General features: G+C 59.6%; 15 protein-coding genes. 7 read left to right on the forward strand and 8 right to left on the reverse strand.

The genetic code is table 11. From position 1 onward, the window contains the following. Positions 1-15: 15 nt before the first annotated feature. The 4 genes from ABIE13_RS15140 to ABIE13_RS15155 form a co-directional block, all read right to left on the reverse strand. Positions 16-654 carry an alpha/beta hydrolase gene (locus tag ABIE13_RS15140; protein WP_354444859.1) on the reverse strand — a complete coding sequence of 213 codons (639 nt, stop codon included), beginning with the start codon at positions 652-654 and terminating at the stop codon, positions 16-18. A 110-nt stretch (positions 655-764) separates the two neighbouring features. After that, a complete protein-coding gene (locus ABIE13_RS15145; RefSeq protein WP_354444861.1) occupies positions 765-1,112 on the reverse strand; it encodes a (2Fe-2S) ferredoxin domain-containing protein in 348 nt (115 codons plus the stop codon). An 83-nt stretch (positions 1,113-1,195) separates the two neighbouring features. Further along, positions 1,196-2,410, reverse strand: a complete 1,215-nt coding sequence (locus tag ABIE13_RS15150) for a VanZ family protein (protein WP_354444863.1) — start codon at positions 2,408-2,410, stop codon at positions 1,196-1,198. A 19-nt stretch (positions 2,411-2,429) separates the two neighbouring features. Continuing rightward, on the reverse strand, positions 2,430-2,858 hold the full coding sequence (locus ABIE13_RS15155; RefSeq protein ID WP_354444865.1) for a CopD family protein: 429 nt from the start codon (positions 2,856-2,858) through the stop codon (positions 2,430-2,432). Between the two features lie 555 nt (positions 2,859-3,413). Here ABIE13_RS15155 and hemB point away from each other — a divergent pair. Continuing rightward, the gene (hemB, locus tag ABIE13_RS15160; RefSeq protein WP_354444867.1) at positions 3,414-4,421 is read left to right on the forward strand and encodes a porphobilinogen synthase; all 1,008 of its coding nucleotides are present in this window, start codon (positions 3,414-3,416) and stop codon (positions 4,419-4,421) included. Positions 4,422-4,465: 44 nt separating this feature from the next. Beyond that, complete coding sequence (locus tag ABIE13_RS15165; RefSeq protein ID WP_354444869.1) at positions 4,466-5,623, forward strand: magnesium transporter CorA family protein; 1,158 nt, start codon at positions 4,466-4,468, stop codon at positions 5,621-5,623. Positions 5,624-5,728: 105 nt separating this feature from the next. On the opposite strand, the gene ABIE13_RS15170 is transcribed toward ABIE13_RS15165, so the two are convergent. Then, a complete protein-coding gene (locus ABIE13_RS15170; RefSeq protein WP_354444871.1) occupies positions 5,729-6,028 on the reverse strand; it encodes a hypothetical protein in 300 nt (99 codons plus the stop codon). Positions 6,029-6,452: 424 nt separating this feature from the next. Here ABIE13_RS15170 and ABIE13_RS15175 point away from each other — a divergent pair, with 424 nt between their 5' ends. Next, positions 6,453-7,376, forward strand: coding sequence for a LysR family transcriptional regulator (locus ABIE13_RS15175; RefSeq protein ID WP_354444873.1), 924 nt, complete (start codon positions 6,453-6,455; stop codon positions 7,374-7,376). Between the two features lie 256 nt (positions 7,377-7,632). On the opposite strand, the gene ABIE13_RS15180 is transcribed toward ABIE13_RS15175, so the two are convergent. Beyond that, complete coding sequence (locus ABIE13_RS15180) at positions 7,633-8,370, reverse strand: carboxymuconolactone decarboxylase family protein (RefSeq protein WP_354444875.1); 738 nt, start codon at positions 8,368-8,370, stop codon at positions 7,633-7,635. Next, entirely contained in the window at positions 8,367-9,590 is a 1,224-nt protein-coding gene (locus ABIE13_RS15185) for an SDR family NAD(P)-dependent oxidoreductase (protein WP_354444877.1), read from the reverse strand. The genes ABIE13_RS15180 and ABIE13_RS15185 overlap by 4 nt, the downstream gene beginning before the upstream one ends. Before the next feature lie 200 nt (positions 9,591-9,790). Here ABIE13_RS15185 and ABIE13_RS15190 point away from each other — a divergent pair, with 200 nt between their 5' ends. Then, on the forward strand, positions 9,791-10,666 hold the full coding sequence (locus ABIE13_RS15190; RefSeq protein WP_354444879.1) for an SMP-30/gluconolactonase/LRE family protein: 876 nt from the start codon (positions 9,791-9,793) through the stop codon (positions 10,664-10,666). Positions 10,667-10,711: 45 nt separating this feature from the next. On the opposite strand, the gene ABIE13_RS15195 is transcribed toward ABIE13_RS15190, so the two are convergent. Next, positions 10,712-11,665, reverse strand: coding sequence for a LysR family transcriptional regulator (locus ABIE13_RS15195; protein ID WP_354444881.1), 954 nt, complete (start codon positions 11,663-11,665; stop codon positions 10,712-10,714). A gap of 111 nt (positions 11,666-11,776) precedes the next feature. Between ABIE13_RS15195 and ABIE13_RS15200 the strand changes: the two genes are divergently transcribed. From ABIE13_RS15200 to ABIE13_RS15210, 3 genes are all read left to right on the forward strand, one after another. Beyond that, entirely contained in the window at positions 11,777-12,856 is a 1,080-nt protein-coding gene (locus ABIE13_RS15200; protein ID WP_354444883.1) for an LLM class flavin-dependent oxidoreductase, read from the forward strand. 52 nt (positions 12,857-12,908) lie between these two features. Next, positions 12,909-13,907 carry a Bug family tripartite tricarboxylate transporter substrate binding protein gene (locus ABIE13_RS15205; protein ID WP_354444885.1) on the forward strand — a complete coding sequence of 333 codons (999 nt, stop codon included), beginning with the start codon at positions 12,909-12,911 and terminating at the stop codon, positions 13,905-13,907. A gap of 184 nt (positions 13,908-14,091) precedes the next feature. After that, positions 14,092-14,910, forward strand: a complete 819-nt coding sequence (locus ABIE13_RS15210) for an SDR family NAD(P)-dependent oxidoreductase (RefSeq protein WP_354444887.1) — start codon at positions 14,092-14,094, stop codon at positions 14,908-14,910. Positions 14,911-14,914: the final 4 nt, after the last annotated feature.

Here is a 14,914-nt window from a genome sequence, read left to right on the forward strand (position 1 = left end):
AGAGAGTAAGCCGCTTCAGGCACGCGCATGGCGTGCGACCAGCGTCTTGAGCAGGGGCAATTGGCCATGAAAGAAATGCTCGCCCCCGGGCACCACAGTCACAGGAAGCGATTGCGGCCTGGCCCAGTCGAGCACCGAGGCCAGGGGAACGGTGTCATCTTGCTCCCCATGTATCACCAGAGTCTGGGAATGCAGATCAGGATGGACAGGCTCGGCATTGAAGCGCGAGACTGCGGTGCCAACCAATACAGCGCTGGCAATGGGACGGATGGGCCGCAGGCGCTCCAACGCGCAGGCGGTGACAAAAGCACCAAACGAGAAGCCTGCCAGCGCCAGAGGAGCACCTGAAGGCACCTGGGATTCAACCACAGCCAGCAAATCGTCCAGTTCGCCACGGCCTTCATCGTAAGCCCCGGCGCTCGCGCCGACACCCCGAAAATTGAAGCGCACTGCCCGCCAACCACTTTGCACAAAAGCGCGCGCAATGGTCTGCACAACCTTGTTGGTCATGGTGCCGCCAAATTGCGGATGCGGATGAGCCACCACCACCGTTCCCAGCAGAGACTGAGACAGATCTGGCGACGGCGCATCGATCAGCGCCTCTATGGCACCAGCCGGGCCGGAGAGGGTCAACGTTTGGGTTTGAGCATTCATTTAGCTACTTAAAGTATAGCAGCTTGGCGATGAGCACCTGTATTGCAGACGGCTTTGACTATGTATCGAAACAATTCCCGGGCGCGTTGCCCGGCATTCGGCAAGTGCGGTCAGCGGCCTACATCCGGGGGCGTCAACAAGCGCTCGACCACCACACCGCTTTTCAGATGGGACTCTACGATTTCCTGGATGTCGGTTTGGTCGACATAGGAATACCAGACCGCCTCTGGATACACCACCGCGATAGGGCCTCCCGCGCAGCGGTCCAGGCACCCTGCCTTGTTGACCCTCACCTTGCCGGGGCCAGACAGGCCTTGCTTCTTGACTTCGGCTTTGCAGTAGTCAAACGCGGCCTGCGCATTGTGGTCAGCACAGCAAGAATCCCCATTTTCTCGCTTGTTCAGGCAAAAGAAAATGTGGCGCTGGTAGTACGAAGACGAGGTATCGGTGGCGGTCATGTGCGGAGATTCTAGAACGTGTACGCTTTTCCGGCACAGAGGGGCACTGCCCCTGTCCCTTGCCTTGGAGCATGTTGACGTGATTAGCGGCCGGATGGGTCGCGCTGCTGAGTCTCGAGGGCTTTGGACAAGCCATCATCAGATAAGGAATTGGCTCGACTGACACCATGGGCCTCATCGATGCGCGGGACAGGAGTGGCCGGATGTCTATCGGCGCGAAACGCATGGATCAGAAGGTAGATAAAGGTTACATAGGGCCACAACCAACCCACCCACTGCGCCAGCCCGTGGAAATGGATGAAACGGCCTTGCTCCCAGCTTTGAAGGGTAGCCGAGAAGTACGCGCTCTCCGGCGCCGCGTTGAGCATCACGACCTGGGTCACGAGGGCGACCATCAGCAGGACGCCACAGACCCGCGGCGGAAGAAACAAGGTCGCGAATGCGGCGAACGCACCCACCATCAGCCCAGCCTCCACCGGCTGGCTGACCCACGCCCAGGCATACACCGGGCCCCATGTCAGGGCGGCCGACAGCGCAGAAACAAGCACTCCCAGTGTGAGGGCAGACATTGCAAACAAAGCCCTGCGCCCCCGGTCGCGAATGATGGTATAGCCGAGCAGGCAAGGAACCAAAGCCCCCAGTGCCACGCAAATCAGCTCGACACCGGGCAGCAAAGGCTGAAGATCCAGTTCTCTAAGTGGCAGCCATTCGAGAAATGGCGTGTCTTCCAGGACCTGCGCAAGCGCATCTTCCAGGCGCTCATAGACCTGCCCCAGCCCCAAAGCGACAGGCGGTGTAAACAGAAGCCCGACGGGCCAGAGCGCAAGCAAGACCAGGGCGCCACGTGAGTCGTGTACGAACCAGAGCGCTCGAAAGCGGCGCCAACGGTCAATGGCCCCCAAGCGCTCCAGTACATAGGCGGTCAACGCGCCTATCACCCCGCCAGTCGCGTTGAGACCCCAATCCAGATTGGAGGCCACCCGGATAGGCAGATACGACTGCAAGGCCTCCATGGTGAACGACAGCAATGCCGTGACCAGCGTCGCCAGCACGACCGCTGGCCATCGCCAGTGGGCCCGCAACAGCGCGAGGGTGAGAAGAAACCCCATGGGCACATAGCCCGCCACGTTGGCGATGATGTCGAAGCGTGTCCAGTATTGCGGCAAGGGCGCTGCGGTAAAGGCCCACGGAGCCAGGCCTTGGTCACGCCACCCCGAAAAGGGGTACAAGCTGGCGTAGACGATCAGCGCCGCATATAGAAATGACAGCGGACGCGCGGCGGACTTGTAGCGGTTCATGGAGAGCGCCCAACGGCGTTCAGAACGGCTTGACGACCACCAGGATGACGGCAGCCAACAACATCAAGACGGGTGCTTCGTTGAACCAGCGGAACCAGACGTGTCCGCGTGCGGGCCGGCCGGCCTCGAAGTCTCGGAGCAGACGACCGCACCAGTGGTGATATCCCAGAAGCAGCACCACAATCAGCAGCTTGGCGTGCATCCAGCCATTGCCGGGGCCCATGCCAATCCGGTAGCCCACCCACAACCACAAACCCAGCGCCAACGCGGGAATGGCGAGCAGGGTCATGAAGCGGTAGAGCTTGCGGGCCATGAGCAGCAGCCGCGCGTGTTCGGCCACGGAACCGGCAGGCACCATCGCCAAATTGACGAAGATCCGTGGCAGATAAAACAAGCCGGCAAACCAACTCGCAACGAAGACGATATGCAGAGCCTTGATCCAGAGCATGGGGCAAGTGTAGCGGTGATGAATTCCCGCAGGCGTGTGGTCTCTGCGTAGCCCACAAGAAAAAACCTCGGCCACAGGGGCCGAGGCTGAATAAGCTTGTTTGCAAAGTGCAATCAAGCACCCGCTCAGGGAGGAAAAGCGGGGAGCAGCGAACTGCCCGGAAGAAATATACTACAAAAGTAAACTCTTTGATGCGATTTGCGGTGGATTTGTCTACGAATGAGGGAAAGCCCTTGGATGCAGCGAATGGTCCGGGGACCAGAGGGGCAGTTTCTCTGAGCGCTCAGTAAGGGCCAATTGTTTGCCAGCGCCGTCTACCCTCACCCCCCCCTCTCCCGCAAGCGGGAGAGGGAGCAAGATCGCAAGGCCGCGGAGCAGGCCATTCGGAAGTAGCCGCGGAGCTGGCTTTGCCAAGCCGCTGGCTGCGTCCCCCTCAGAAGGCCGCGGAGCAGGCCATTCGGGAGTAGCCGCGGAGCTGGCTTTGCCAGGCCGCTGGCTGCGTCCCCCTGGGGGGAAGGCGCGTAAGCGCCTCAGGGGGGGCATAAAATCCAGGCCATGACCTTCCCCCCCGCCTCATTTCCCGCCAACCGGCCACGCCGCCTGCGCCGCGATGACTTCACTCGCCGCCTGGTGCGTGAGCACGCAGTGAGCGCCAACGATCTGATCTACCCCGTTTTCGTGCTGGAAGGTCAAAAGCGCCGGGAAAATGTGGCTTCCATGCCCGGCGTGGAACGACTTTCATTGGATGAATTGCTGCCGGTGGCGCAGGAGTGCGTCGAGCTGGGCATTCCGGTGATGGCGCTGTTCCCGGTCATCGACAGCCAGCTCAAGGACGAAAAGGGCAGCGAAAGCACCAACCCCGAGGGCCTGATTCCCACCGTTGTCCGCGAGCTGAAAAAGCGATTTCCTGAACTCGGTGTCATGACCGATGTGGCGCTAGATCCTTACACCAGCCACGGGCAGGACGGCTGGCTTGATGACACGGGCTACATACTGAATGACGAGACCGTTGGCCAACTGACCAAGCAGGCCTTGACGCAGGCGGCTGCAGGTGTGGATATCGTGGCGCCGAGCGACATGATGGACGGGCGCATTGGCGCCATTCGCTCCGCACTGGAAGCCCATGGGCATATTCACACGCGCATCATGGCCTACAGTGCAAAATATGCCAGCGCTTTCTACGGGCCGTTTCGTGATGCAGTGGGCTCTGCCTCCAACCTGGGCAAGAGCAACAAGAAGGTCTATCAGATGGACCCCGGCAACAGCGATGAGGCCTTGCGTGAGGTGGCCATCGACCTGCAGGAAGGCGCCGACATGGTGATGGTCAAGCCTGGCATGCCCTACCTGGATATCGTGCGCCGAGTGAAAGACGAATTTCATGTCCCCACCTTCGCCTATCAGGTGAGCGGCGAATATGCCATGCTGAAGGCCGCGGCGCAAAACGGCTGGCTTGACCACGATGCAGTCATGATGGAGAGCCTGTTGGCCTTCAAACGCGCTGGTGCCGATGGCGTGCTGACTTATTTCGCTCTTGAGGCTGCTCGCCTGCTTCAACGGCCATGACCCACCATCCCCGAGCGGGCTTGGCATAACACCGTACCCTCACAGTGCACATCCTCGAATTCACCGGCAACAGCCTGCGGTTTCTCGACGAGCTGCCGTCTGAAGTCCCTGCGGATGGTTTCGTATGGGCCTACCTCGAACGCGCTGAGCTCCCTCGGCATCAGGCCGCCCTACAAGCTGCCGCCCAGTGCCTGGGTGGTTCAGGCCTGCTGGATCTGCACTGGCTGGACTTGAACAGCGAACAGCACCCTTCGAACTACGATTCGACTTCTGTGTATGACGTGGTGATCTTTCGGCGTCTGGCGACACAACTGGAGGTGCAGCAAGATGCCGAGCGCGAGGCGGCCATCGTCGCGTACCACAACCAGGGCTATGCATCGCGCAACCGCAAGGCCGACGCCATGCCCCCCGCCTTTGCCCGGATCAACTCGCGGGCGGTGGGTTTTGCCATTTTCGACCGCTTGCTTATCAGCCTGCATCCACCCGGCTGCCATATCCCCAATACCTATGTACAGCGCTTTGCAGCTGACGCTCGGCTGAGCATTGACGCAACCAGCGTCCGATCGCGCTTGCCTGCCAGTCCAGCCGACCTCGCACTGCGCATGATCAACACCATGGTCGACAGCTACCTCGACTTGCGCAAGGACCTGTCGACCCATCTGGAGCAGATGCAGGCCGAATTGATCAAGCCGGATTCTCAATTTGCAGACTGGGGCGCCTTGATGGAGGCGCGCCGCCAATTGCATTTGCTCGAAGACCTGTGCGAAGGGCAGCGCGATGCCATTCAGGAGTGGGTGGACAATCTGCGCGAGCAGCCTTTGACGAATTTTTCGCCCGATGCGATGGTCGCGCAGGCCCAGCGCGATCAGCTGATGGCGCGAGCGCGCGACGTAGGCGAGCACATAGACCGCGTGATGCACCACGCCCGGCGCCTGGAACAGTCGGCCGAGACCGTCGTGCAGATTCATTTTTCCGTGCAGGGACACCGGACCAATGACATCATGCGCACCCTCACTGCGGTGACCGCCATCTTCCTGCCCTTGAATCTGGTGACAGGTTTTTTCGGCATGAATTTCGAGCATCTACCCTTGATTCACAGTTCTGGTGCGATGTGGGTCATCTTCAGCATCATGACCTGCCTGGCCCTGGCCGTGATCGTGATCTTCCTTCGCAAGCGCTACATCGCCCGCACCGGTCGTTGAATCTTTTTGGGCCAAAAAAAACGAGATGACGGGCATCTCGTTTTTCTCACCCCCGCGCTTTTGAGCGCGCGGGGTCCTGCGGTCCGGCGGCGCGGGGCGCAACAATCAGCTCATTTCGCCGCTCTTGGCAAATTGGCCGTGGGCCACTGCCTCGACAGTGTCGGCACGCACTTGCGCACGAGTCAACTGGCTGGAGGCTGCCCGTACAGCAGCAACGGCATTCTGAGCGCCAGCAGCGGGACGATGAGCGATAGCGTCTTGCTGAACCGCTTCACGACTGGTGGCACTCACTGTCACCGCATCGTTTTGAAAGAATGGGCCTTCGCCAGAGACGGGAAATGCGAACGCATTGCCAGCGAATGCAGTAGCGAGCAAGGTAGCAAGGGCGATATTTCTGGTTTTCATGATAGTTTTCCTTTAAGTTCGTAAAGTGATGCTGCCGATCGATCTGTGGTCTGGTGGCCATTGGCCGATGGGTCAGCTTTTCAATCAAGTCCGTGTCTTTTTATGTTGGCCCGGGCTCTCTTAGGAGAGGTTGTTTGTCTGAAAGAGGCTTGTCGCCGCTCCGTAAGACGAAGTTTGCGCCTGGGAGACTTGATTTCAAACTACCATCCAGGAACAAGACTTTTTCCGAATAGGAAATAATTTAGTGTCGTGAATTGGAAGTTCGTTGAACAATTCTGCCGAGAATCGGCGCCATGCGGCGTCACCTCGGCGGCCCCACAACTCCTCGCGATACCACTCGGTATCCCTGCGGTTTGTTCCTTGCCTGACACCGATTTCGACAGAATTTTTTCTTCAACGCACTTCCAACTCACGACACTAGGCTATGGACTCTCTCGAACTGATTCAAACCTTTCGCGAAGTTGCCCAGCGCGGTAGCTTTTCTGCCGCTGCACGCGCACTCGACATGTCGCCTGCCAATGTGAGCAAGTACGTGGCCGCATTGGAGACCCGCTTTGGCGTGCGCCTGTTCAACCGCACCACACGCAAGGTCTCACTGACCGATGCGGGTCATCTGCTGCTACAGCGCTCAGGGCCCATGCTGGAGCTGGTGCAGATCACGACCGGTGAGCTGCACGACCGCGCCACTACGCCCAGTGGAAGGCTCACACTGACGGTGCCGCATCCCTTGCTGCAAACACAGTTACCTACCTTGCTGGCGCGCTTTCTGGTGCGCCACCCTGCTGTGTCGCTGGACCTTCGTGCCACCGACCGCGTGGTCGATCTGGCAGAGGAAGGCGTTGATATTGCGCTGCGCGTGGGACCTGTGCCCAATGCCAACCTGATTGTGCGCCGCCTCATGCCTATCGAGCGGGTCATCGTCGCCACGCCAGCTTACTGGGCCAAGTACGGCGAGCCCAAGCATCCACGCGATCTGTCGACACACCAGACACTGACCGTGGTGCGCTCAGGCGAAGTGCCTAACTGGGCCTTCATAGACAACGGAAAACGCTTTGATCTGCCGCTGGACCCGCACGTCGAAAGTTCCAGCCTGGCGCCTATGGTGACCTTGGCCATGCACGACCTGGGGGTGATCTACATCGCCCGTCTCACCGTGGCCGAGCAACTTGAAAAGGGTCAATTAAAGCCCGTACTGGAACGCTTCATTCCCCAGGACGTATGGCTGTATGCGGCTTATGCACAGCGGCGCAACAACAGCGCGGCGTTGACCGCGCTGCTGGCCTATCTGGAACAGGAGTTTCCCAGGCAGGAGACCAAACTGGGAGCGGTGGCAGCCAAGGAATGCTAGGGAGTCTCTGCAAAACCCCTCACGCCCGGATGGCTGCCCCCCGGATCACTGCCCTCGCGCGGTCTGCGACGTTGATTGAAGTGGAGGTATTCAACCCTCCGTCATTCCCGCGCAGACGGGAATCCAGGCCTCATCTCAACCCTGTCGCTGGATTCCCGCCTGCGCGGGAATGACGGAAACAAGAATCTCGGCTCCTTCGACAATCAACGAGCAGACACCCTGAAGCAAGCGCCATTCTCCCTAAGAGTCTGCGCCGCTAAAGCCCGCGAAACGTATTGACCCCTAAAGCGGTTCCATGGACCGCGAGGTGCGCACCGAGTTGAATGGCTTGCAGCATTTCAGCCCGAGACAGCCCTTGAGAAAGTCCCGTGACCACCATCTGCCGGGTGGCGTGCGGATTGAATGCCGTGAAGCAGGCGTGAAGCGCCAGTTGGACCAGGCTGCGCTCACCAGGTTCGAGGCCGCCCACGGGTCTGCCATGTTCTATAAAGTCCAGCAGCATGGCTGCATAGCCAGAGTCCATCCGCGCAACCGCTTGCAGGGCCAGCGCGTGTTCGGGGCCGAGTTGATCGATGCGCGCTTTCAGGTGCGCATCCAACTCCTCAAGTTCATCGGTTCCTGCCAGTTCGGCCAGGATGTCGGCGGCCTGGCAGGCGCTGACAGCGCCTTGTACGGCCACCAGATGCAGCACGTCAAAGATATCGGACTGAGTGGCGCCCACTTCCAGCGCCTTGCGCATGTGGGTTTCCAGGCCAGAGGCGAACAGATGCGATGATGATGTGTCCAGCGCGACATAGATCAGTTCCACCATGCGCGGCGAGAGCGGCCCCGTGCGCGCCGGGTACCCCGCATAGCGCGCGTATTGCTCCACGAAACCAGGGCTGACTTCAAGCATGGTTTCGGCCCACGGGCGCCAGTAACCACGCTCTGCGGTAAAGAACGCCTTGATTCGGGAGCGCTCTATGTCGGCCGCAGACTCAGGCACTTTTGTCATGCTTCTGACTGCGAAGCGCTGCCGCGGCACCTCAGAGTCTGTCCGGTCAGGTATTGGGCGGCTGGGCCGCAGACGTAGGCCAGCAGCGGGTGCAATTGCGATGGCTCAAGGTCTTCAGGCACTTCGACCGCATTGATGCGAAGCGCCAGACTGCCCCATTCGCACGCCAGGGTGGACACCAGCATGCGTGCGGCGGCCGCGTCGCCTGCGGCTTGCCAGCGGGCTGTAGAACGCGAGGGCAACAACACCGTGAGGCTGGCCTGCTGGTCATGGCGGCCCGCAAAACGCGTTGCCGCCAGATGCACGGCCTGCAAGAGTCCGCCCTCGGGCGCGGAGAGTGCCGAGACATCCAGGCAAGCTTCGTAGGCCGTGGTTCCCGTAGAGGCCTCGGCCCAGCTGTGCCATGGCCCGGCATGGTCACCCCGAACATCAAGCTTCACCGGCCCGTCCAGCGGCAACGTGTCAATCGTAGTGGGCGCGTAGGGGCGGCTTGCACCGGAAATCGAAGAGCCGCCATTGAGTGCCAGAATCTGCCCGCGAAGTGGCCGGGCACCTGCACTGGCGAGAAAGAACAAGGCGCGTGCCATTTCCGCCGGGGCAGCCATGCGCCCCAGGGGGATCTTGGCCACGGCACCTTCGGGAACCAGGCGGCCCGATTGAATCAGGCTCTCTACGAGTTCGGTACGCACAAAGCCAGGCGCCAATACTGTGACGCAGAGATCAGGTCGCGCTTGGGCCAAGGCCATGGTCTGCGCGATGAGACCGGCTTTGCTGGGGCTGTAGGCGCCCCGCCAGGGGATGGCAGCCAGCCCCGCGCCCGAGGAGACATTCACGACCCGGGCGCCAGGACGAAGAAGACCGGCACAGGCGTCCACCACGGCAGCCGGTGCCGTGAGGTTCAGCGCAAGCAGGCGCTGCAGTTGCTCTGGGGTCTGCTCAATCAAGGGCAGCGTGGACGGCTCCGTCATGCCTGCGTTGTTCAAGATAGCGTCCAGTGCGGGCGTACCCTCCGCGAGTGAGGCGATCTGCTGGCGGTCTGTCAGATCGATGACTCTTGGAAAATGCGTGACGCCGCCATGTGCAGGCAGGCTGCGCACCACCTTTTCCAAAGCCTGCGCATTGCGATCAACCAGTACACATTGCCAGCCGGCGCTGGCAAACAGGCGAGCGGTATCGCGGCCAATGCCGGACGCTGCGCCGGTAATCAAAACATTTTGCATCGATTGAATAAACGTGTAGGGTGATTGCAAAAAATTGTAGGACACGCCTACACCAAGGATTACCCATCATTTCGCGATAGAGTTTTACAAAATGAGAAGCAATGAGCTTTCTTAACTCGTTCAATATCGCCAGTTCAATTCGACACGAATTCATAACCCGCGAGCAACGCGTCCATCGCGATTGAGCACAAAGGCAAGCAGTGAACATTCAGCGTCTGGGAGAATTAAAAACCGCCTTGGGTGAGTGCCCGACCTGGTTTGAAGGGCAGCTTTGGATCATGGACTGCCGCGCTGGACTGGTGTTCGCGCTGAATCCCGATACGGGGGCAGTCGTCTCACGCTACGAAGCGCCTGCACCGCTAGGCTCGTTTGCGTTCAACGAGGACGGCAGCCTGATCATTGCCATGAAGGAGCACATCGCCGCCATGAGCCGGCCCAGCGGCGAGCTGCGCATGCTGGGACACATTGGCTGCTCTCATCCCAATTTGCGCCTGAACGACGGCAACGCTCTGCCCGACGGCAGTTTTTTGGTGGGGACCATGCACATTGCCCGTGAGCCGGGTGAAGAGCCTTTGGGCGGCCTGTATCGACTGGGCACTTCATTGCAGCTGAACAGGGTGGACACCGGCCTGGGCATCACCAACGGCCCTTGCGTGAGCCCCAACAATGGGCGCCTGTACGTGGCCGACAGCGCTGCGCATTGCATTTACTCTTACGCCATGGGTGCCGATGGCACCTTCTCGGACAAGCAGGTGTTTGTCAACACCGAGCCGTACAACTCCAGTCCGGACGGTTGCTGCTTCGACCGCGATGGCGGGCTTTGGACTGCGCTGGTACGTGCGGGCGCCCTGATTCGCTTCGACGAATCTGGCAAGCACACTCACCGGATTGAATTGCCAGTCAAGCACCCCACGGCATTGTGCTTCGGAGGTCCAGCCATGAGTGACATGTTCATCACCAGCATCAGTGACAGCGGACGCCTCAGCGCGTCCGGGCCTCTTGATGGAGGCCTACTCAAACTGAGTGGGCTGGGGTTTACTGGCATGGCCCGTCCCTCGTGCCGCCTTGCGCTTTGAATTGCATTCATGAACGCGCCAAACTCGCGTTGCCGTTTAGCGTCGTCAACTGGTCTTGGTCAGAAGCCGAGAGCTCTTGGCATGGGCCGTGAAGCGAAGCTCCGGCCCGGCCACATGCTCCGCCACAAAATCCAGAAATAGCCGGATCTTGGCCGGGACAATCGGCGTGTCAGAGATGGTGGCGAACATACCCTGGCCAAAGCTTGTGTTGGTGATGCGAAATTCCGGCAAGATGCGAATCAGGCGCCCATGAAGAATGTCGTCATGGACCGTGTAGTCATCCAGCAAGGCCAGACCCTCACCCAGGCGTGCCAATTCCAGAAGGGCAAACCCGCTGTTGCTGACATGCCGGGGCTTGAAGGCCATGGTTTTTTGCTGCTCGTCCTGCTTGAACAGCCAGGTGTATTCATCCCCGGGCCGGTAATAGGCCAGGCACTCATGCTCCAGAATGTCCTCTGGTTTGGAGAGCGGTGGCTTTCCCGACAGATAGGCAGGCGATGCCACCAGATGACGATGGCTCTGAAACAACATGCGGCGCTTGACCCCGGCCTCCACCGGCGGAGAAATACGAAAATCAATGTCGATCTGGCTGCGCCTCAGATCCGCTTGCGACTCTGCCAGTACCAGTTCGATATGGATGTCAGGGTAGAGTTTTCGGAAGTCGGCGATCAGTTGAGGCAGCACACCGAGCCCGAACATCACCCTCGAATGCACCCGCAAAAGGCCTTGCGGTGCATGGCTGATGGCCGTGATGTTGGTACGAAGCTCATTGATTTGAAAAAGAATGCCTTCCAGCTGCTGGGCGTACTCTTGGCCCGACTCGGTGAGCACCACCTGGCGGGTGGAACGCAGCAAGAGCTTGACGTTCAGGTCCTCCTCCAGCTCAGTGACCATCCGTGAAACTGCAGTTGCCGATATTCCAAACTGGCGAGCAGTCTCCGAAAAATTCTGAGTCTGGGATATGGATAGAAACAGCTCCATGGCGCGCAATCTATCCATGACTCCTCCAATTAACGCAGTTCTGAACTTCAATATTGGTGATAGTTAAATCCTCCTGGATCCATAAAATTTGCTGCATATCAAGGCAGCGCGTTTTTTTGGAGACAGTCAATGGACTTCGGCGTATTCATCCTGGCCCAGCAGCGGGGTTACCATCAAACCCCGCAACAAGTGATCTACAACTCGATCGAGCAGACGGTAGCCGCGGAACAAGCCGGCTTTACCAACGCCTGGTACGCAGAGCATCACTTTAACAACTATTCGCTTTCGCCCTCGCCGCTGATGATGGTGGCTCACATGGCAGGCAAGACCGAGCGCATCCGGCTGGGAACCGCAGTTTGCATCCTTCCGCTGTATCAGCCGGCGCGATTCCTGGCCGAGGTGGGGTTTGCCGATGTCGTCTCCAACGGCCGTCTGGACCTCGGCGTGGGCTCGGGCTATCAGGAGTTCGAATTTGAGCGCTTTGGCGTGAAAATTCAGGATGCCGCAGAGATCTACAACGAGTTCCTGGACATCATCCCCAAAGGCCTGACCCAGAAAATTGTTGAATACGACGGCAAGTTTCTCAAGATGCCGCCAAGCTCCGTCGCAGTACGTCCGCTGCAAAGCCCGATGCCACCCGTCTGGATCACATCAGGCAACCCCGTCGCGCTGGGCCGCGGCGTGCGCGAAGGCTACAACCTGTTCGTCACAGCACTGCTGGGCGGCAATCAGGCCATCACCGATCTGCGGGGGCGTCTGGAGAAAGTGGCCCAGGATAACGGTGCAGATCTTGACCGCGATGTGAAGTTCGGCTTCCTGCGCTGCGCCTATGCATCAGACAAGCCTTCTGAAATTGACGCATACCTGAACTGCGCACGCTTTCAGCGGCGCATTTCTGAAAGCCTGAAATACCGCCGCGCACAGTCCGACGACGGCTATATGGTCAAGGAAGTCCCTTCTGCAACCGATCCCACCATGGAGCAGCTGAAGGAGAACCTGCCTGTCGGTTCCGTCAACCAGGTGATAGACAAGTTGCTGGAGGAAATCAGCATCCTCAAGCCCAAGCACATCGCCATTCAGACTCAACTGGGCGATTTCGACCAAGCGGCCATGCTCAAGCAGATCGATCTCTGGGGCAGCACCATTATTCCAGCCGTTCAAAAAGAACTCAGCCGCAACAAGCAGACCGACACCGCCACCGCCGTTTGAAGAGCCCGAGCTCCCCCCGAATCTAGAAGTCAGTACTCAAAAGGAGACATGCATGAATAAAAGCCTGATCAAACGCCGCATCGTCGTGGCCAGCGCCCTGTTGGGCAGCTTGCTGTCCAGCGCGTTCGCCCCTGCCCTGGCACAAGGTGATAACTGGCCGTCCAAGCCGATTCGCCTGATAGTGCCGAGCGCACCTGGCGCTGGCGGAGACATTTTTGCCCGCTTGATCTCGATGCCACTGCAGAACATCCTCAAGCAGCCCATCATCATCGACAACAAACCCGGCGCCAACGGCATCATCGCTGCCGATCAGGCGGCCAAAGCCAGTGGGGACGGTTACACCTTATTGCTGGCTCCCTCATCGGCCATCCTGATCAACCCGGTCATTCAGGCCAAATTGCCCTATGACACTGAAAAAGACCTGATCCCTGTGGCTCAGGTCGGCGCGGCGGGCATTTTGTTGGTTGCCAACCCCAAGACAGGCTTCAAGAACCTGGCTGATATGGTGGCCTATGCCAAAGCCAACCCTGGCAAGCTCCCCTATTCTTCATGGGGCAACGGCTCGTCTGGCCACCTGGCGATGGAAGGCATCAAGGCGCGTTACGGCCTGGACATGCCTCATGTGCCCTACAAGAGCATTCCGCAAGAAGTCACCGACCTGATAGGCAACAACATCAGCGTGGGATTCGTTGATATTGCCTCGCCCATTCCGCACATTCGCGAAGGCCGCCTGACCGCTTTGGGCACGACGGGCTCGCAACGCTGGCCCGCCACACAAGATGTGCCACGCTTGACTGAGCAAGGCTTTACGTTCGATGCGGACGGCTGGTACGGAATTTTTGTACCGAAGGGCACACCTCAAGCCATCATTGACCGCCTGGCCACCGAGATTAACCGCATCCAGCAGAGTCCAGAAGTTCGGCCAAAGATCGAAGCGCAGAACATGATCGTTCCGCCCAACCGCACGGCCAAACAATTCGCCGACTCCATCAAAGCCGATGCGGTCATTTGGCAGGGACTGGCCAAGACCACGGATCTGCGAGACAAGTAATTCTTGCCCAGCCAGGTGTCCAAGCGTGGGCCCGCTCCAGAGCCCACGCTTGAAAACGAAGTGCGGGATACGCGGCCCATGCAATGAGCGCACCCGCCCTGCTGCCCCACTGCGCCAACAGGCGCACACACCCAGCCAATGGCTACCCTCATTTCGTGCACTGAGTCACTCCCAAAGGCGCGCCATGATCATCTCCCCCTCATTTGACAGCAACGCCCTGAACGGAAAAGTCGCCTTAGTCACCGGCGCATCCGGCGGCCTGGGCCTTGCCATGTGCCAGCAACTGCGCGCCATGGGCGCGCAGCTTGTGCAGTTGGACATAAGCTACCCGGCCACCCCATTGGAGGACGAAGGCAGCCTGTCTTTCCACTGCGACATTGGCAATCCCGATTCCGTCTCTGCGATGGGTGAGCAGGTACGCCAACGGTATGGCCGCTGTGACGTGCTGGTGAACAACGCCGGCATCAGCTCCGAAGCTGTTGGCTTGGAAAATTTGCCTATTGCGATCTGGGACCGGGTCTTTCAGGTCAACCTGCGCGGCGCGCTGCTTTGCGCTCAGGCCGTGGTCCCCATGATGTTCCAACAACAAGCGGGCAGCATCATCAATGTGGCGTCCATTGCGGCGCAAGTCGCCACCCGCGTAGGAGCCTATGGTCCTACCAAGGCTGCCCTGAAGGCGCTCACGAACCAGATGGCCGTCGAGTGGGGACCCCGCGGCATTCGCGCCAATTCAGTGAGCCCCGGCATGATCCGCACGCCCTTGTCTGAAGTTCATTACAGCGGTGATGCGGCAGCGGTCCGGACTGCGCGAATTCCGGCACGGCGCCTGGGACTGCCTTCTGACGTGGCAGGTGCGGTGGCCTTTTTGGCCAGCGACGCTTCCATCTATGTGAACGGTCAGGACATTGTGGTCGATGGAGGCTTCCTGAAAGCGGGCCTGGTCAATCTTTACAACGAGGCAGAGAAGGCAGGGGCCGCAGCCCCTGCGACCCCCTCATCCTAAGGCA

Source organism: Ottowia thiooxydans, from assembly GCF_040548795.1.
Taxonomy (GTDB): Bacteria; Pseudomonadota; Gammaproteobacteria; order Burkholderiales; family Burkholderiaceae_C; genus Ottowia; species Ottowia thiooxydans_A.

Coding starts and splice junctions, on each gene's coding strand:
- ABIE13_RS15150 (WP_354444863.1), bottom strand. CDS start 2,410: ATGAACCGCTACAAGTCCGCCGCGCGTCCGCTGTCATTTCTATATGCG.
- ABIE13_RS15210 (WP_354444887.1), top strand. CDS start 14,092: ATGATCATCTCCCCCTCATTTGACAGCAACGCCCTGAACGGAAAAGTC.
- ABIE13_RS15140 (WP_354444859.1), bottom strand. CDS start 654: ATGAATGCTCAAACCCAAACGTTGACCCTCTCCGGCCCGGCTGGTGCC.
- ABIE13_RS15200 (WP_354444883.1), top strand. CDS start 11,777: ATGGACTTCGGCGTATTCATCCTGGCCCAGCAGCGGGGTTACCATCAA.
- ABIE13_RS15185 (WP_354444877.1), bottom strand. CDS start 9,590: ATGCAAAATGTTTTGATTACCGGCGCAGCGTCCGGCATTGGCCGCGAT.
- hemB (WP_354444867.1), top strand. CDS start 3,414: ATGACCTTCCCCCCCGCCTCATTTCCCGCCAACCGGCCACGCCGCCTG.
- ABIE13_RS15175 (WP_354444873.1), top strand. CDS start 6,453: ATGGACTCTCTCGAACTGATTCAAACCTTTCGCGAAGTTGCCCAGCGC.
- ABIE13_RS15145 (WP_354444861.1), bottom strand. CDS start 1,112: ATGACCGCCACCGATACCTCGTCTTCGTACTACCAGCGCCACATTTTC.
- ABIE13_RS15180 (WP_354444875.1), bottom strand. CDS start 8,370: ATGACAAAAGTGCCTGAGTCTGCGGCCGACATAGAGCGCTCCCGAATC.
- ABIE13_RS15205 (WP_354444885.1), top strand. CDS start 12,909: ATGAATAAAAGCCTGATCAAACGCCGCATCGTCGTGGCCAGCGCCCTG.
- ABIE13_RS15170 (WP_354444871.1), bottom strand. CDS start 6,028: ATGAAAACCAGAAATATCGCCCTTGCTACCTTGCTCGCTACTGCATTC.
- ABIE13_RS15155 (WP_354444865.1), bottom strand. CDS start 2,858: ATGCTCTGGATCAAGGCTCTGCATATCGTCTTCGTTGCGAGTTGGTTT.
- ABIE13_RS15195 (WP_354444881.1), bottom strand. CDS start 11,665: ATGGATAGATTGCGCGCCATGGAGCTGTTTCTATCCATATCCCAGACT.